Genomic DNA, 17197 nt, shown 5'->3' on the forward strand with positions numbered 1-17197 from the left:
CATTAAAATCATTTTTTATGCAAAAAAATATAATGCTTTTTGTTATGTTTTTACTTTCGGTTTCTGCTTTTTCGCAGGAAGATTTAGAGGAAGTGAAAATAACCAAAAAGCAAAAAGGATTAAAAAAATCCTATACGTTAACTTCTAATACAACTGTTATTACAAGCAAGGAATTATTAAAAGCAGCCTGTTGTAATTTGGCGGAGAGTTTCGAAACAAACCCTTCTATCGATGTGAATTTTTCTGATGCCTTGACCGGGACCAAGCAAATAAAAATGCTTGGTTTAACAAGCCCTTATTTAATGATTACCGAAGAAAATATTCCTTCGGTTCGTGGAGCTTCTCAGGCTTACGGATTATCATTTACGCCCGGAACATGGATAGAAAGTGTTCAGATTACAAAAGGTGCCGGAAGTGTTGTGAATGGTTATGAGAGCATATCAGGACAAATAAACACAGAACTTTTAAAGCCTTTAAATGACATTCCGTTTTTCTTAAACGCTTATGGTTCTACCGATGCCCGTTTTGAACTGAATACCCATTTCAATAAAAAGCTTTCTGATAAATGGGCGACAAGTTTGTTTGTACATGGTAATGCCCGTGTAGCAAAAAACGACATGAATGATGACGGATTTTTGGATAATCCTTTAGGAAAACAAATTAACGTTTTGAATCGTTATCAATATTACAACCCTGAAAGTGGTCTTGTGAGTTTTATCAATTTCAGATATATGAATGATAAGAAACAAACCGGAGAAGTTGATTTTGATAAAGACACTGATCGCGGAACAACAAATCATTGGGGTTCAGAGATTAATACGGAACGTTTTGATGTTTCGACAAAAATAGGATATGTTTTTAAGGATATGCCTTATCAAAGTATTGGCTTTCAGAATGCTTTTAACAGTCATAATCAAAACTCTTATTTTGGCTTAAATCTTTATGATATTAGACAAAATAGTTTTTATTCTAATTTGATTTTCAATTCGATTATAAACAATACGAAACATAAATTCTCGACTGGTCTGAATTTTACGTATGATCAGTATCAGGAGTTTGTGAATGTAAATGATTACAGCAGAATTGATAACTCTGTTGGGGCATTTTTTGAATATACCTATGATAATACAGATAATTTCAGTCTAATATTAGGCGGGAGGGTAGATAATCATAACCGATTAGGATTTTTTGTAACACCCCGTTTACACATGAGATACAATCCGTGGAAAAACGGAGTCATTCGTTTTTCTGCGGGAAGAGGAAAACGTTCAGCTAATATTTTTGCCGAAAACCAGCAGCTTTTTGCAAGCTCAAGAACGTTTTCTATTTTAGATAATAGTGGAAAAATTTATGGTTTAAACCCTGAAATTGCATGGAATTACGGAGTGAGTTTTTCGCAAAAGTTTCGACTTTTTAATAAAAATGCCGAGATTGGTTTTGATGTGTATCGCACCGATTTTCAAAACCAGGCCGTGGTCGATTTGATGCAGAGCCCTCAGGAAGTTTTATTTTATAATTTAAAAGGAAGTTCATTTGCAAACAGTTTTCAGGCAGAATTTAATTATGAATTGATTCATAATTTGAATTTAAGAACAGCATACAAATATTATGACATTCAAACCGATTATTTGAGAGGTACATTTCAACGTCCGCTGCAGGCTAAACACCGTTTTCTGGGGAACCTGGAATACGAAACGAATTTGAATGATGGCAGGCAATGGAAGTTTGATTATACCTTTAATTGGTCGGGAAAACAACAATTGCCTTATACAGCATCGAATCCTGCTGCAGATCAGTTTCCTGATTTTTCACCGTCTTATGCCGTGATGAACGTTCAGGTAACAAGAGTTATTTCTCCGGTATTAGAGGTGTATGCAGGTGGGGAGAATATTGGAAATTATAAACAAGAGAAAGCTATTTTAGGGGCAGCGGATCCGTTTGGTCCTAACTTTGATGCTTCTGTTGCTTATGCTCCAATTTTTGGACAAATGTATTATGCAGGATTAAGATTTAAAATAAAATAAAGAATTCAATTTCAAAAATAAATTTCAATAACAATAAAATATAAATAAGATGAACAAGATAGTTTTAATCGCAATGATCAGTTTTTTAGGATTTTCGGCTCAGGCTCAAACTAAAAAAAATAAAAATTTAAAATACACTACCGAGGTAAATGGTAACTGTGAACAGTGTAAAAAACGTATTGAAAAAGCGGCTTATGGTGTTCCTGGTGTAAAATCAGCTACATGGGATATCAGTTCACATCAGTTAGCGGTGATTTTAAACGAAGAGAAGTCATCGCCGGCAGATTTGAATACTGCTATTGCAAAAGTAGGACATGATACTAAAGATGTAAAAGCAACTGAAGCTGATTATGATAATTTGCATTCTTGCTGCAAGTATGTAAGAGAATAATCATTATGGAGAGCCCAAGTGTAAACTTGGGCTTTTCAATAGTTAATTTATCTTTAAAATATGGCAATTTATTGTGGTTGACACAAATTATTGTTAATTTCACGAACTTATAAATATAACCAAACGCATTTATGAATAATTTTGATTGGACTCAATTAATCAACCCTGAATTTTATATTACATTAAGTATCGGTGGTTTTCAAATTGGTTTATTTATTGTTTTGTTTATAGTTTTTGCTGAAACAGGACTTTTTGCAGGTTTCTTTCTTCCGGGAGATAGTTTGCTGTTTTTGGCTGGCATCTACAGCCGTGATCTAATACAAAATGTTGTTGATATCCCTGCTGATTTCGTAAACGTATTTTTGCTTTCAACGCTAGTTGCAGTGATGGGAGTTTTGGGTAATATGACCGGATATTGGTTTGGAGCCAAAAGCGGTTATTATTTGTTCAAAAAAGAAGATTCTTTCTGGTTTAAAAAGAAATATTTATTACAATCTAAGGATTTCTTTGAAAAATATGGTGGAAAAGCAATTATTTACGCTCGTTTTCTTCCAATCTTCAGAACGTTTGCCCCAATTATTGCCGGTATCGTTTCTATGGATAAAAAGAAATTTATGTTCTATAATGTTCTAAGTTCTTTCTTGTGGTCATTTATACTGATTTTTTCCGGACATTATTTATACGGAGTATTTTTGAAACAAGGTATAGACTTAAAACAACACATCGAATACATCATTATTATAATTGTTATTATCTCTACATTTCCGGTTTTGCTTAAGCTTTTAAAGAAAAGACCAAGTGAACATGTTTAAGGATATATAATAAAGCTTATAAAAAAGTCCGAAGTTAATTACTTCGGACTTTTTTTATGTTGGAAAATGATTGTAATGGCTTTTATTGTAAGATTATGTGAAAATTATGTTTGGGTAATGAAGGAGTTTTAAGTCCTGTGAGTTCCCTTATAACTTGAGTTTTCAATTGATCTTAGTTCAATAATTTGGTGTCAGTGTCAGATTGATGTAGAAGTTTAGTGTGTAAAACTACTTGTAAATATTACCATTCATTTACTTTGTTGGCATCCATCTTTAAGAAAATAAACAACAAAATTGTGAATCCCCAAAGTCCGGAACCTCCATAAGAAAAGAAGGGGAGTGGTACTCCAATGGTTGGGAAAATTCCAATAACCATTGCAATGTTTACGAAAAAGTGTATGAATAAGATTCCTGCAACACAATAACCATACACTCTGCTGAATTTAGTTTTTTGTCTTTCAGCCAGGTATATAACCCTTAGGAATAAACCCACGAAAAGAGCAATGACAACCAGTGATCCTGCAAAGCCCCACTCTTCGCCAACAGTGGTAAATATGTAATCTGTGTGTTGTTCAGGAACAAAACCTCCTTTTGTTTGTGTGCCTTCCAGGAAACCTTTTCCAATCCATCCTCCGGATCCAATAGCAATCTCTGATTGATTTGTATTGTATCCAATACCCTTCATGTCGACAGTCTTACCCAGTAATATGTTAAAACGGTCACGGTGGTGTTGTTTGAAAATGTGGTCAAAAACGTAATCAACAGATAAAACAAATGCAGAAATGATCGCTAATAAAATACTGCTTAAGATAATATTTCGGTCTACCGCCCTGCCTTTAAAATGGATGATAAGCAATACTCCTAAAGCGATTAAAATAACGGCATAAGGTTCCAGTACAAGTGTTAGTACAAATAATAAAATGGTAATAAAACCTGTCCAGACATACCATGATGGTAATCCTTCACGATATAATACAACAATAAAAATACTGTAGATTAAGGCACTTCCCGGATCGGGTTGTGGCAGGATTAGCATTACAGGCAGAAATACAATAGCCAAAGCCTGAATTTGCCTGTTTGTGTCTTTTAGGTTTATTTGTGTATCGCTTAAGTATTTTGCAAGTGCCAATGATGTAGCGGCTTTTGCAAACTCTGAAGGCTGTAAAGTAAAGCTTCCTATGGCGTACCAGCATCTTTGTCCGGCAATTGTTTTTCCAAATAGAAATAAACCGGCCAATGATAGTAAAGAAACTCCAAAAATGATACTGGCATATTTTTCGTAAAACTTTCCGTCAACAAAAAGTACCACAAAAATCAATGGTATCGTACAGCCAATAAAAATCAGCTGTTTCTGATAGGTTCCTTCTGTTGATAATAGTGATGAAGAATAGATATTTAGCCACCCCAGTACTACCAACGAAATGTAGATAAAAACGCTTATCCAGTCAATGTTGTTTTTTACACTTTGATTTTTCATTTGAAATAATCTTTGTTAGTTTTCTTTAGTGGTGTCTACGGGAATATTCTTAACTTCTACTTTGGTTTTTACGATTTTGGCTCTCATAACAGAATCTTTTGGTGTAGATTCAATTGCGCTTGCTTCGCTCATTCCGCCTAGTTTTGCATATTCGCTTGCTAAGCTTTTATTTAGAACCCGAATTTCCAAATCATTTCTCGTAATTTTCTTTCTAAGGTATTTCTCGATCATCAAACTCGCAATCGGACCTGCAACTGTTGCACCAAAACCTCCGTTTTCAATCATAATTGCAATAGCAATTTTTGGATTGTCTTTTGGGGCAAAAGCCACAAAAATAGAGTGATCCTTAAGTTTTGTTCTAACGCCATTAATTTTAGCATAGTTTTCAGCAGTACCTGTTTTTCCGCAAATGTCGATGCCTTCTACACGAAGGGCATGGGCAGTTCCCATGTTGTATACATCAAACAAACCGCTTATAACTGGCGGGAAATACTTTTTGTCAATTGTAGTTTCGTGCTTGGTAGTGAATTTAGCGTCTATTTTCTTGCCTTCAATTTTTTTGATGATGTGAGGGGTGTAATAATAACCCTGATTGGCTACCGTCGCCATCATATTGGCTAACTGAATGGGTGTCATTAAAACCTCTCCCTGACCAATTGCATTAGATACAATTGTGGTACTTCTCCAGCCTCCGTTAGGATAAATCTTTTTATAAGTCTTAGATGTTGGGATGTTTCCTTTTTTACCCGTTGGCAAATCATATCCCATAAATTGACCTAATCCAAAACTTTTTACGTGATCACTCCAAACATCAACCGCTTTGCCGGGATTGGCGTATTTGTTAATGGTTAACATGTATGCCTGTGCAAAATAGGTATTGCAGGAATTATAGATTCCGTTATGTAACTGATGTGGTCCAAAACCGTGACATTTCATAAAACGGCCACGGCCATAACTAAATCCATGGTGGCACATAAAAGTAGTTTGCTCGTTAATAACCCCTTCCTGAAGTGCTACCAAACCAGTCAGGATCTTAAAGGGAGAACCTGGAGGGTATTCGGCTAAAAGTCCTCTGTCGTATAAAGGTTTTGCAATAGAATCATGATATAAAAGGGTGTAGTTTTTAGATCTTTGTCTTCCAACTAAAATACCGGGATCGTAAGATGGTGCGGTAACCAGTGCTAAAATCTCTCCGGATTTAGGTTCAATGGCGACAATTCCACCTCTTTTATTGATCATGAGCTCTTCGCCATACTTTTGAAGCTCAGCATCAATAGTTAAATTAATATCTTCTCCGGCAACGGCAATAGTATCGTATTTACCATCCTTGTAAGAACCGATTTCTCTGTTGTATTTATCTTTCTGAATGTATTTTACCCCTTTAATACCTCGTAGTATGTCCTCGTAGCTTTCTTCGACACCCTGGCGACCAATTAAATCTCCACTATTATAGTAAGGGTTTTTAGCTATTAATCGTTCATTTACCTGTGTAATGAAACCAAAAATATTGGCACCGTAATCTACTTCGTAATCACGAAGGGAACGCTTCTGGAAATAAAAACCTTCATATTTTCTGATTTTTTCCTGAAAAGCAGCAAACTCATTTTTGTTTAGCTGAGATAAAAATACAGATGGTAATCTTGGGCTGTAGACTTTAGCCTTCGCAATTCTTTTATCGTAATCTTCTCTTGTAATATTTAATAAAGCACAGAATTCACCAATATTAAGATCTTCCTTAATTTCTCTTGGTATAACCATGATATCATAAGAAGCCTGGTTGGCAACTAATAATTTACCATTTCTGTCATAAATATAACCTCTTTCCGGATAGTCATATTTTTTCTTTATGGCATTATTTTCTGATTTTAACTTGAAGGTATCGTCAATAACTTGTAGATAAAATATTCTAATCACTAGCAAAGATGCTGCAATAATAATTAAAGAGGGCAGCAGAATTTTTCTCATCGTTTATTCGGCTTAATAAGATAAATTATTATAATTGAGGTGATTATTGTAAATATAGAGCTAAATAATGTTCGGAGCAAAATATCCCAAATAAATTTAAACTGAAAGGCTTCCAGTACAAATAATACAATATGATGTAGTACAACCGATACTAAAATAAATGAAAATCGTTCCGGTGTAAGGGAATCATTTAATTTTATCGTTTGATATTCATAACTCAGTCCAAAAGAGAATTTAAAAATATAGGGCCTGTAGTAAGCTAGAATAACACAGGCTGTTGCATGAATTCCTCCTGAATTGCAAAACATATCCATTGTTAATCCAAGTAAAAAACTAGAGATGATTAAACCTGCTCTATTGCTGTTTACCGGATATAAAATAATATACAAGATATATGGAAAGGGACTTATATACCCTAAAAAATTCATATTATTGAAAATAACAACCTGAATTGTTAGTAACATAATAAATCGAAAAATATTGACTAACAAAGCGCTATTCATCTTTTTCCTTGTTTTCTAAATTAATAAGTTCTTCTCTGTCCTTGGTTTTGATAATATAAACGTGCCCTAAGTTGGTCATGTCATTAAATAATTTAATATTAATGACATAAAAACTGGAGTTGTCTTTTTTGTATATATTTTCGACTGTTCCAATATTAATTCCTTCAGGGAAAATTACAGATTGACCTCCTGTAACAATGGTATCTCCTTTTCTGATAGAGGCTAGTCTTGGTACATCTTCAAGCTGAACAAATCCTGTGCTTTTTCCGTTCCAGGTTAATGAACCAAAGTGATTTGACTTCTTTAATTTAGCATTAATCTGTGATTTCATATTTAATATGCTCACCACAGTTGAGTATTTTGGAGAAGTGTCGTCAACAACTCCAATAATTCCTAAACTGTTTATTACTCCCATGTCTGGTTTTACACCATCATTTGCTCCTGAATTTAAAGTAATAAAGTTTTCATGGGTGTTATAGGAGTTGTGAATTACCTTTGAAACAATAATATCTTTAGGTTTAACTCCTTTTACGCTGTCCGGTAAAGGCAGTTTTGCGGTATCTTGTTTGCTAAATAATAGGCTTTTTAATCTTGCATTTTCAAGTACAAGCTCGTCATTTTCGGTTCTTAGATTCAAATATTCGTTTACGCGATTTATTTTTTCGTAAACACCTCCGGTTAAAAAATTTGCAGAACTGATTACTTTACTTCTATGGTAAGAATGCGATTGAATTGTGAGAGCCAACGAAATACCTAAAAGCAGCAAAAACAGCAATCGATTACTGTTTCTTATAATGAAATTAAAAATTTGCTGCATTTCTTGTTTGGTTATTTTGTTTCAGGATATGCTTTAAGTTTCAAATTTTATAAGAGTCAAATTCAATTAATTCGACTCTTATAAAATATATTTATGATTATTTTGAATCTTATTTAATTAAGATACTTTTAAATTTTGCAATGTTTTTAAGTGCCATTCCGGTTCCGCGAACTACAGCTCTTAACGGATCTTCGGCAATGTAAACAGGTAAATCTGTTTTTTGTGAGATACGTTTGTCAAGACCTCTTAACATAGATCCTCCACCGGCTAAATAAATACCAGTGTTGTAAATATCAGCAGCTAATTCAGGAGGAGTTTGAGATAACGTTTCCATTACGGCATCTTCAATACGTTGAATCGATTTATCTAATGCTTTTGCAATTTCACGGTAAGAAACGTCTACTTGTTTTGGTTTACCGGTAAGTAAATCTCTACCCTGAACTGACATGTCTTCCGGAGGTCCATCAAGATCTTCGATAGCAGCTCCAATTTGAATTTTTATTTTTTCGGCTGTACTTTCACCAACAAATAAGTTATGTTGTGTACGCATATAATAAACAATATCATTTGTAAAAACGTCACCTGCAATTTTTACAGATTTGTCGCATACAATACCTCCTAAAGCAATAACGGCAATTTCTGTAGTACCACCACCAATATCAACAATCATGTTTCCTTTTGGTTGCATGATATCAATACCAATACCAATTGCTGCTGCCATTGGCTCATGAATCAGGTAAACTTCTTTTCCGTTTACTCTTTCACAAGATTCTTTTACAGCTCTCATCTCAACTTCAGTAATACCAGACGGAATACATACTACCATTCTTAAAGCTGGAGTAAACATTCTTTTTTTCAATGCCGGAATACTTTTGATGAACATGTTGATCATCTTTTCCGAAGCATCAAAATCGGCAATTACACCATCTTTCAAAGGCCTTATGGTCTTGATGTTTTCATGCGTTTTACCTTGCATCATATTGGCTTCCTTACCAACAGCAATGATTTTGCCTGATATTCTATCACGTGCAACGATCGACGGACTATCAATAACAACTTTATCATTATGTATGATTAAAGTGTTTGCGGTACCAAGGTCTATCGCAATATCCTCGGTCATGAAATCAAAAAATCCCATAAGTTTTTTAGGGGTTTAAAATGTTATAAATTATTTTGAACAAAGTTAAACAAATTAATGTTTAAAATGACGTGTTCCAGTAAATACCATTGCAAGATTGTTTTCATTGCAATAATTTATGCTTAATTCGTCTTTTATTGAGCCTCCCGGCTGAATTACAGCTGTTATTCCTGCTTTTTTAGCTAATTCTACACAATCCGGAAATGGAAAAAATGCATCACTTGCCATTGAAGCACCAGTTAAATCAAATCCAAAAGCTTTTGCTTTATCAACTGCTTGTACTAAAGCATCAACTCGTGAAGTCTGACCTGTTCCTGATGAAATTAAAGTTCCGTTTTTGGCAAATACGATGGTATTTGATTTTGTGTTTTTACAAATTTTAGAAGCAAAAATTAAATCTTCTACTTCCTGAGCAGTAGGTTCAGTAATAGTAACGGTTTTTAAATGCTCTTTAGTATCTGTAATATTATTTCTGTCCTGAATTAACAAACCATTAAGACATGTTCTCACTTGTCTTGAAGGCAATTCAACTTCATTTTGAACCAATATGATTCTGTTTTTCTTTTCTTGTAAAACGGCAATTGCTTCATCATCATAACTTGGGGCAATTACCACCTCGCAGAATAATTTGTTGATTTCCTGAGCGGTAGCTAAGTCAATTTTAGTGTTTGCAATCAAAACCCCGCCAAAAGCAGATGTTGGGTCACAAGCCAAAGCTGCTAAATAAGCTTCGCTAATTGTTTTTCTTGAAGCCAAACCACAAGCATTGTTATGTTTTAAAATAGCAAACGTTGGTCCGTCCGTTTTAAACTCATTGATCAGGTTTACTGCGGCATCTACATCTAATAAGTTGTTGTATGATAATTCTTTTCCGTGAACTTTTTTGAACATCGCATCAAAATCACCAAAGAAGAATCCTTTTTGATGAGGGTTTTCACCATATCTTAAAACCTGGCCACCTGCAATACTTTCTTTGTAGATAGTTTCGTCAGTATTGAAGTAATTAAAAATAGCACCATCATAGTGAGAAGAAACGTGAAATGCTTTTGTTGCAAACAAACGTCTGTTCTCAAGAGTTGTAGCTCCGTTTTGTTCCGTAATCAAATCAAGAAGTAAACTGTACTCATTTACCGAAGCCACAATTACAGTGTCTTTAAAGTTTTTTGCACCGGCACGAATTAATGAAATTCCACCAATATCAATTTTTTCAATGATATCCTGTTCGCTTGCTCCTGACGCAACTGTTTTTTCAAACGGATACAAATCAACAATGACTAAATCAATCTGCGGAATATCAAATTCTTTCATTTGCTGAACATCACTTTCGTTATCCTGACGGTTTAAAATTCCGCCAAAAATTTTTGGATGTAATGTTTTTACCCTTCCGCCAAGAATTTCAGGAAATGAAGTAATATCTTCAACAGGAACTACCGGAATTCCAAGATTTTTTATAAAATCTTCTGTTCCTCCAGTCGAATAAAGTGTTACGTTTTGTTCATGTAATTTTCTAACGATTGGCTCTAGTCCGTCTTTCGAAAAAACTGAAATTAATGCTGATTGTATTGTTTTAGTTGTGCTCATTGTGTAGTTATGATTTTTCAGACTGCAAAAGTAGTTTTTTTATATATTAATTTAAAGAAAATTAATGTAACATTATGCTAAAAAAATCTACTGATGAGTAAGTTAACTTTTATTAGGTTTTTGATTTTAATTTATTGAATTTTACTTTATTGAAAAATATGAATATATGTTAGTTTATCTACGATTATTAAAAGAAAGTTTAAGCTTTGCGATAAACGCTTTACGAAATAATAAATTGCGTACGTTGTTATCGCTATTGGGTGTAACAATTGGTATTTTTTCAATTATTGCCGTGCTGGCAGCGGTCGATTCTTTAGATCGAAAAATTTCAAAAGATTTAAGTAGTTTAGATAAAAATACGATTTATTTAATGAAGTTTTGCTTTGGGCCGTCTGAAATTCCACAATGGAAAAGAGAACAGTTTCCAAATGTGAAATATGACGAATACATTGGTTTAAAAAATTCACTTAATAATACGGAACAAGTCGCATATCAGCTTTTTGTAAACAAGGAAACTTTAAAATACGATTCTAAAACAGTTAGTGATGTTAATATAGTTCCTTCGTCAAGCGAAATGGTCGATATTGAGGGGTTAAGTTTTGACAAAGGAAGATTTTATAACGAATCTGAATCGAATTCCGGAACAGCGGTTATTGTTTTGGGATATGATATCGCCGAAGGTCTTTTTGGAACAAGCGATCCTCTTGGTAAAAATATTCGTTTGTATGGACAACGCTTCACCGTAATTGGCGTTATTGCAAAACAGGGAGCAGGTTTTTTTGGAGATAGTAATGATACATCAGTTTATTTACCGGCTAATTTTTTACGCCGAATGTATGGTGATAGTGATTCGATGACACCGGTAATTGTTTTAAAGCCTGTCAAAGGTGTTGATATGGAAGCTTACAAAGCTGAAGTGGCACAAAAACTACGAGCCATTCGTGGAATGAAAGCAGGAGAAATGGATAATTTTTTTATTAATGTACTTTCCGGCTTCACTGATTTTATTGATGGAATTTTAGGTCAGATGAATGTTGTGGGATGGATTATAAGTGGATTTTCTCTTTTAGTGGGAGGTTTTGGAATTGCAAATATTATGTTTGTTTCGGTAAAAGAACGAACCAATTTAATTGGAATTCAAAAATCATTAGGGGCTAAAAACCGTTTTATTTTATTTCAGTTTTTGTTCGAGGCCGTTATTCTTTCTGTGATAGGTGGAATTATCGGATTGCTGATGGTTTGGGGAATTGCTTTGATTTTGACGAAAGCCCTTGACTTTGAATTTGTTTTAAGCTTAGGCAACATACTTTTAGGAACAGGATTGGCTGCCCTTATTGGATTAATATCCGGAATTTTGCCGGCTATTTCAGCAGCAAATTTAGATCCTGTTGAAGCGATTAGAACCGGAATGTAAAACAAAGCCTATTTAAAAATTAATTCTTTTACAACTTCAATTTTTACTTAGTTGTTGAATTTTGTCGTAATTTTAATTCCCTAATTAAAAATATGATAATATGATACCAGTAAAAGCTTATGCAGCCTATGATGCTGAAAATCCATTAAAACCGTATACGTTTGAAAGAAAAGAAGTTGGTGCTCATCAGGTTCAGATAGAGATTTTATATAGTGGCGTTTGCCATTCAGATATTCATACTGCAAAAGGAGATTGGGGACCAGTCAATTATCCGTTGGTTCCGGGACATGAAATAGTAGGCCGAATCGTTGCTGTTGGTAGCAAAGTGTCTAAGTTTAAAGTTGGAGAACTGGCAGGAGTGGGGTGTTTTGTTGATTCGTGCAGAGTTTGTCCAAGTTGTCAGTCCGGAGAAGAACAGTTTTGCGACGAAGGAATGACCGCAACTTATAATAGTGTCGAAAGAGGAACTAATATTCCAACCCGAGGCGGATATTCAACCAGTATTATTGTCGATGAAAGTTATACACTGCATGTTTCTGAAAAATTAGACATAAAAGGAGTAGCGCCGTTATTATGTGCCGGAATTACCACTTATTCTCCATTACGTTATTTAAAAGTAGGTAAGGGACATAAAGTTGGTGTTTTAGGACTGGGAGGTTTGGGGCACATGGCAGTAAAATTTGCCGTTTCTTTTGGTGCCGAAGTTACGATGTTAAGTCATTCTCCTTCAAAAGAAGCTGATGCGAAAAAGTTAGGGGCACATAAATTTGCATTGACATCAGATCCTGCAACCATGGAATCGTTGGCGAATAGTTTCGATTTTATCCTGAATACAGTTTCGGCAAAACACGATCATAATGCATACTTAAACCTATTAACAACTAACGGAACCATGATTGTGGTTGGTGCCCCGCCAGCGCCTGCAGAAATTCCTGTTTTTACCCTAATCATGAAAAGAAGAAGCATCATGGGAAGTTTGATTGGAGGAATTAAAGAAACTCAGGAAATGCTGGATTACTGTGCCGAACATAATATTACTTCAGATGTTGAAATAATCGATATGTCGTACATTAATGAAGCTTACGATAGAATGAATAAAAGCGATGTAAAATATCGTTTTGTTATTGATATGGCTTCTTTAAAATAGGGGCAGAGTTGCAGAGTTGCAAAGGTTTTTGCTTTTGAAATATAATTTATAAAAAACCGAAGAATATTTCTTCGGTTTTTTTGTGATGAATTATTCAGTCATAAATGGCTATTTAACGGAATTTGATAATTTAGGCCGTAATGCTGTAGTTTTTCTTTTGTAATAATTTACTGTAAGTGTTATCAACTGGAAATAATTAAATAAATTTGGTAGACAGATAATCTAAATTACTGAATAAATGAGCTTTATACTAAAACCTGTTGATGTTGTGGAGTCCATTTCCCGGGACGATTTTAAAAAGAACTATTTAGATAAAAGAAAGCCTTTAATTATAAAAGGATTAACGAAAGACTGGCCTGCACGAGAAAAATGGTCGACCGATTATTTTAAGCAAATTGCAGGAGATATTGAGGTAAAACTAGTTGATAATTCTAAAGCAGATCCAACAAAAGTAATTAATGCCTCTATTGCGAGTATGAAATTTGGTGATTATCTGGATTTGATTAAAAGAGAGCCAACACAATTGCGTATTTTTTTCTTCAATCTTTTCAAACACAGGCCCGAACTGGTTCATGATGTAAAAGTCCCCAAAGAATTAATGGGTGGTTTTATAGAAAGTATGCCGGCAATGTTTTTTGGAGGATCAAGTGCAATCACCTTTTTGCATTATGACATCGATTTGCCTCATCTTTTTCATACCCATTTTGGAGGTAGAAAACATATTATCTTGTTTGATAATAAATGGAAAAAAAGACTTTATTGTGTTCCAAACACCACATACGCTTTAGAAGATTATGATGTTGCCAATCCGGATTTTGAAAAGTTTCCCGCTCTAAAAGGGGTTGAAGGTTACGAAGTTTTTCTGGAACATGGCGATACTTTATTCATGCCGACAGGAATGTGGCATTGGATGCGTTATATAGATGGTTCTTTCTCTCTAAGTCTTCGTGCATGGGATTCTTCCATAACCAGAAAAATGGCCAGTGTTTGGAGTTTATTTATGCACGGGGCAGTAGACAGCGCGATAAAAATAGTTTTTAGAGAACGTTATGCTCTATGGCGTGAGAAACGGGCATTTAAAATTGCCGAAAAAGAGTTGAAAAAGGATTTGAAAAAAGCAGAGTAATTTTGAAGTTTATTTTTAAACTAAAAATAATACAATATTATTTTTTTGTTTTATCTAATTTTGGTTTTATAAATGGAAATCTAATCTTATTTAAATCCCACTTAATATCATTTGAATCATAAGTGTAATTGTTTTTCTTATATTTTAAAACGGTATCTTCTTCTTGTGTTGTTCTTCGGATGAAATAAAAATCTTTTTCTTTTAAAGAAGATTCAATCACTTTGATTAAAGTAAAATAATTTTCAGATTTTAAAGTATCCAATTTTGATGCTATAAAAGTTATATGTCGAAAATTATCTTTATAGTTTAATTTCACAAAATCAGAAATTGTATTATTTGGTATTTCAACTAGATCGTTAGGTTGTAGATCTATAAAATTAGCAATTGTATCAATTGGTCCATTTATGCAAATTCGTCCAATTTCATTTCTTTGGAAATAATATATTTTTGATTCATTATCGATTATAAAAGTATTCGTTCCGTAAATTAACCATCCGGGTATTGGTGGAGGAGGCGGAATATTTTTATTTTTTGGTTTTTTCGAAATATTAGAAATGATGTCTTTTTTAGAAATTATATACGGGGTATTTTGTATAGTATTCTCTTTTTTGCTGCAATTAAAAAGAAGAAAACAAACGATAAAACCAATAAAAGTTCTTGTCATAGAAATAAGATTTAAATTAAAGATATAAAAAATCCCAAGAAATATTTCTCAGGATTTAGGATCGAAATCTATATGTTTTTGAAGCCTTATTTTTCTTTTAATAATTTTTCTAAATACTCTACTTTTTCTTTTTCTGCCTGAAGCATACGTTCGAAAAGTTCCACCACTTTATCTAATGGCTTTTAGAATTGCTGAAAAAGGATTAAAAAGGGATTTGAAAAAAGCGGGATGATTGGGAATTGTCATTCGAATTCAAAACAAAAAATAAAACAATCCTAAGTAGAAATCTTTTTTTTTTATGTTTTTACTTTTATTACGAACTTGAATTTAATTCGATCCCTTTTGCTACGACTCTGAGGTTTTTTAGTGTTGTAAATTTTTTTGCTTCTTGTTCATTGGAGCATGTTTTAAATTTTTAGGTAGATACAAAGTTGGCAGATTTGCAGGGAATATTTATAAAGATTTTTCTCCTTTTGTCTTTACAACACGTATGATCCAATCTTCAAACCTCCTACAAGATTTGAGTTCGTCTGAAGTTTCTGTATAGTTATATATAGGGTATTCGTGACAATAAATGTCAAAATTGTTAGTATCTTGTTTTGTTGTGCAAAATCCTATCCAATCTCCCATAGATAGATGACTGCCAATCATGAAATAGCTCTCTTTTGTTGCCTCATCTTCTTCTTCGATTTCTTGTTGTACCATCGCATTGTGCGTCTTCAATTGCGCTAGGTTGTACAGTTCAAATTGGGTTGTATATTCGTCAATAAAGAAGTAGCCAGATCCAATTTCTTGTAAGAAGTAATAATACGAATCCTCTAATTGATTATTCGTTAAATTCTTTATAGCCTGTAGTTCTTCAGTTGAAATATTTTGAATTTGGAAAGTTTTGAATTCGGCTTTTTCTAATTGTTTTTTTTCTCCATAAGATTCATTTTTAATTATGACTTTATTACTTAAAATCCAGTTTTTTAATTCATTAACGGCATTTATATATTCGATTTTCATTTTATATAAATTTTAATTAAATATTTAACATAATGGATTAATGAGTTTTATATTAAATATAAACTAACAAATTAAGGAGTGTAAATATAAACAAACATATCATGAAAATAAGTTTTTTCTTGCTTATCTAATGTTCTTATTGCAGTCTCTTCTGTAAAATTAAAGCCATCAGTACTGAGTCTCGTTTTTTAGAAGTTCTCAGTTACTAAGGTTCTAAGGTTGTTAGTGTTGTTAAAACTATCTAATAGTATTATTTTGAATCAAATCGATGTATAAGTTAATCTTATCTTTCAATTCTTTTCTAGGCGTGATAAAGTCAAGGAAACCGTGTTCTAAAAGAAACTCAGCGGTTTGAAAACCTTCCGGCAAATCTTTTCCTGTCGTATCACGTACCACACGAGGACCTGCAAAACCAATCAAAGCACCTGGCTCAGAGATATTGATATCTCCTAACATGGCGTATGATGCCGTTGTTCCTCCGGTAGTAGGATCCGTACATAAAGAAATGTAAGGTAATCCTGCTTCGGCAAGTTGTGCTAATTTTACAGATGTTTTTGCCAATTGCATTAAAGAATAAGCCGCTTCCATCATACGAGCACCACCAGATTTAGAAATCATTAAAAAAGGCATTCTGTTTTTGATAGCATGATCAATACCTCTGGCAATTTTTTCTCCTACAACAGCTCCCATAGATCCGCCAATGAAGGCAAAATCCATACAGCAGATTACAAGTTCTTTTCCTTTAGATTTTCCCACTCCGGTACGCACAGCGTCTTTTAAGTGAGTTTTCTCCATAACATCTTTTAATCGCTCTGCATATTTTTTTGTATCCACAAAATGCAAAGGATCTTTTGATGTCATATTTTTGTCTAATTCAACAAATTCATTATTGTCGAATAAGATTTCAAAATAGGTTGCGCTTCCAATTCGAACGTGAAAATCATCTTCAGGGCTAACAAATAAGTTTCTCGCTAATTCGTCAGCATCAATAATTTTTCCGGTAGGAGATTTGTACCACAATCCTTTCGGAACGTCCATTTTATCTTCGGTTGCAGTCGTAATCCCTTTTTCTTGTCTTTTAAACCAAGCCATATTGAATGTTTTTTTAGGTTTCAGGTTTAAAGTTTAAA

The 17197-nt window shown here is 33.7% G+C and carries 15 protein-coding genes and 1 pseudogene; 6 read left to right on the forward strand and 10 right to left on the reverse strand.

Translation table 11 applies throughout. The annotated features are described in order from the left end of the window. Window positions 1-17: 17 nt before the first annotated feature. From ACHRWY_RS06915 to ACHRWY_RS06925, 3 genes are all read left to right on the forward strand, one after another. Complete coding sequence (locus ACHRWY_RS06915) at window positions 18-2024, forward strand: TonB-dependent receptor plug domain-containing protein (protein WP_395353525.1); 2007 nt, start codon at window positions 18-20, stop codon at window positions 2022-2024. A gap of 49 nt (window positions 2025-2073) precedes the next feature. Continuing rightward, window positions 2074-2415 (forward strand): heavy-metal-associated domain-containing protein, encoded by a 342-nt coding sequence (locus ACHRWY_RS06920; RefSeq protein WP_395353526.1) that lies wholly within the window; start codon window positions 2074-2076, stop codon window positions 2413-2415. Between the two features lie 131 nt (window positions 2416-2546). Then, complete coding sequence (locus ACHRWY_RS06925; RefSeq protein WP_395353527.1) at window positions 2547-3227, forward strand: DedA family protein; 681 nt, start codon at window positions 2547-2549, stop codon at window positions 3225-3227. A 241-nt stretch (window positions 3228-3468) separates the two neighbouring features. Here the strand turns inward: ACHRWY_RS06925 and rodA are convergent, their stop codons facing one another. The 6 genes from rodA to purH form a co-directional block, all read right to left on the reverse strand. Beyond that, on the reverse strand, window positions 3469-4704 hold the full coding sequence (gene rodA / locus ACHRWY_RS06930; RefSeq protein ID WP_395353528.1) for a rod shape-determining protein RodA: 1236 nt from the start codon (window positions 4702-4704) through the stop codon (window positions 3469-3471). A 15-nt stretch (window positions 4705-4719) separates the two neighbouring features. Beyond that, entirely contained in the window at window positions 4720-6669 is a 1950-nt protein-coding gene (mrdA, locus tag ACHRWY_RS06935; RefSeq protein WP_395353529.1) for a penicillin-binding protein 2, read from the reverse strand. Further along, window positions 6666-7172 carry a rod shape-determining protein MreD gene (locus ACHRWY_RS06940; protein WP_395353530.1) on the reverse strand — a complete coding sequence of 169 codons (507 nt, stop codon included), beginning with the start codon at window positions 7170-7172 and terminating at the stop codon, window positions 6666-6668. The genes mrdA and ACHRWY_RS06940 overlap by 4 nt, the downstream gene beginning before the upstream one ends. Beyond that, complete coding sequence (gene mreC, locus ACHRWY_RS06945; protein ID WP_395353531.1) at window positions 7165-7989, reverse strand: rod shape-determining protein MreC; 825 nt, start codon at window positions 7987-7989, stop codon at window positions 7165-7167. The genes ACHRWY_RS06940 and mreC overlap by 8 nt, the downstream gene beginning before the upstream one ends. Window positions 7990-8098: 109 nt before the next feature. Beyond that, window positions 8099-9127, reverse strand: coding sequence for a rod shape-determining protein (locus ACHRWY_RS06950; protein ID WP_007804822.1), 1029 nt, complete (start codon window positions 9125-9127; stop codon window positions 8099-8101). Between the two features lie 54 nt (window positions 9128-9181). Further along, window positions 9182-10708: a bifunctional phosphoribosylaminoimidazolecarboxamide formyltransferase/IMP cyclohydrolase gene (purH, locus tag ACHRWY_RS06955; protein ID WP_395353532.1), complete on the reverse strand. Its 1527-nt coding sequence runs from the start codon at window positions 10706-10708 to the stop codon at window positions 9182-9184. A 166-nt stretch (window positions 10709-10874) separates the two neighbouring features. Between purH and ACHRWY_RS06960 the strand changes: the two genes are divergently transcribed. The 3 genes from ACHRWY_RS06960 (at window position 10875) to ACHRWY_RS06970 (ending at window position 14395) form a co-directional block, all read left to right on the forward strand. Continuing rightward, window positions 10875-12122, forward strand: a complete 1248-nt coding sequence (locus ACHRWY_RS06960; protein ID WP_395353533.1) for an ABC transporter permease — start codon at window positions 10875-10877, stop codon at window positions 12120-12122. Window positions 12123-12222: 100 nt separating this feature from the next. Continuing rightward, on the forward strand, window positions 12223-13269 hold the full coding sequence (locus ACHRWY_RS06965) for an NAD(P)-dependent alcohol dehydrogenase (RefSeq protein ID WP_395353534.1): 1047 nt from the start codon (window positions 12223-12225) through the stop codon (window positions 13267-13269). A 238-nt stretch (window positions 13270-13507) separates the two neighbouring features. Beyond that, complete coding sequence (locus ACHRWY_RS06970; protein WP_395353535.1) at window positions 13508-14395, forward strand: cupin-like domain-containing protein; 888 nt, start codon at window positions 13508-13510, stop codon at window positions 14393-14395. A gap of 37 nt (window positions 14396-14432) precedes the next feature. On the opposite strand, the gene ACHRWY_RS06975 is transcribed toward ACHRWY_RS06970, so the two are convergent. The 4 genes and pseudogenes from ACHRWY_RS06975 to accD all read right to left on the reverse strand — a co-directional run bounded on the left by ACHRWY_RS06975 (window position 14433) and on the right by accD (window position 17159). After that, on the reverse strand, window positions 14433-15059 hold the full coding sequence (locus ACHRWY_RS06975; RefSeq protein ID WP_395353536.1) for a hypothetical protein: 627 nt from the start codon (window positions 15057-15059) through the stop codon (window positions 14433-14435). Between the two features lie 86 nt (window positions 15060-15145). Beyond that, a pseudogene (locus tag ACHRWY_RS06980) lies at window positions 15146-15238 on the reverse strand (transcriptional regulator); the annotation flags it as partial. 274 nt (window positions 15239-15512) lie between these two features. Beyond that, on the reverse strand, window positions 15513-16067 hold the full coding sequence (locus ACHRWY_RS06985; protein ID WP_395353537.1) for an SMI1/KNR4 family protein: 555 nt from the start codon (window positions 16065-16067) through the stop codon (window positions 15513-15515). 237 nt (window positions 16068-16304) lie between these two features. Beyond that, window positions 16305-17159, reverse strand: a complete 855-nt coding sequence (gene accD / locus ACHRWY_RS06990; RefSeq protein ID WP_395353538.1) for an acetyl-CoA carboxylase, carboxyltransferase subunit beta — start codon at window positions 17157-17159, stop codon at window positions 16305-16307. Between the last annotated feature and the right edge of the window lie 38 nt (window positions 17160-17197).

The sequence above is a fragment of the Flavobacterium sp. FlaQc-48 genome (assembly GCF_044007335.1).
GTDB lineage: Bacteria > Bacteroidota > Bacteroidia > Flavobacteriales > Flavobacteriaceae > Flavobacterium.

Excerpts from the sequence above, each read along its gene's own strand:
- accD (WP_395353538.1), bottom strand. The coding sequence starts at position 17,159 with ATGGCTTGGTTTAAAAGACAAGAAAAAGGGATTACGACTGCAACCGAA.
- ACHRWY_RS06940 (WP_395353530.1), bottom strand. The coding sequence starts at position 7,172 with ATGAATAGCGCTTTGTTAGTCAATATTTTTCGATTTATTATGTTACTA.
- ACHRWY_RS06965 (WP_395353534.1), top strand. The coding sequence starts at position 12,223 with ATGATACCAGTAAAAGCTTATGCAGCCTATGATGCTGAAAATCCATTA.
- ACHRWY_RS06960 (WP_395353533.1), top strand. The coding sequence starts at position 10,875 with ATGTTAGTTTATCTACGATTATTAAAAGAAAGTTTAAGCTTTGCGATA.
- mrdA (WP_395353529.1), bottom strand. The coding sequence starts at position 6,669 with ATGAGAAAAATTCTGCTGCCCTCTTTAATTATTATTGCAGCATCTTTG.
- rodA (WP_395353528.1), bottom strand. The coding sequence starts at position 4,704 with ATGAAAAATCAAAGTGTAAAAAACAACATTGACTGGATAAGCGTTTTT.
- ACHRWY_RS06920 (WP_395353526.1), top strand. The coding sequence starts at position 2,074 with ATGAACAAGATAGTTTTAATCGCAATGATCAGTTTTTTAGGATTTTCG.
- purH (WP_395353532.1), bottom strand. The coding sequence starts at position 10,708 with ATGAGCACAACTAAAACAATACAATCAGCATTAATTTCAGTTTTTTCG.
- ACHRWY_RS06950 (WP_007804822.1), bottom strand. The coding sequence starts at position 9,127 with ATGGGATTTTTTGATTTCATGACCGAGGATATTGCGATAGACCTTGGT.
- ACHRWY_RS06975 (WP_395353536.1), bottom strand. The coding sequence starts at position 15,059 with ATGACAAGAACTTTTATTGGTTTTATCGTTTGTTTTCTTCTTTTTAAT.
- mreC (WP_395353531.1), bottom strand. The coding sequence starts at position 7,989 with ATGCAGCAAATTTTTAATTTCATTATAAGAAACAGTAATCGATTGCTG.
- ACHRWY_RS06970 (WP_395353535.1), top strand. The coding sequence starts at position 13,508 with ATGAGCTTTATACTAAAACCTGTTGATGTTGTGGAGTCCATTTCCCGG.
- ACHRWY_RS06925 (WP_395353527.1), top strand. The coding sequence starts at position 2,547 with ATGAATAATTTTGATTGGACTCAATTAATCAACCCTGAATTTTATATT.
- ACHRWY_RS06915 (WP_395353525.1), top strand. The coding sequence starts at position 18 with ATGCAAAAAAATATAATGCTTTTTGTTATGTTTTTACTTTCGGTTTCT.
- ACHRWY_RS06985 (WP_395353537.1), bottom strand. The coding sequence starts at position 16,067 with ATGAAAATCGAATATATAAATGCCGTTAATGAATTAAAAAACTGGATT.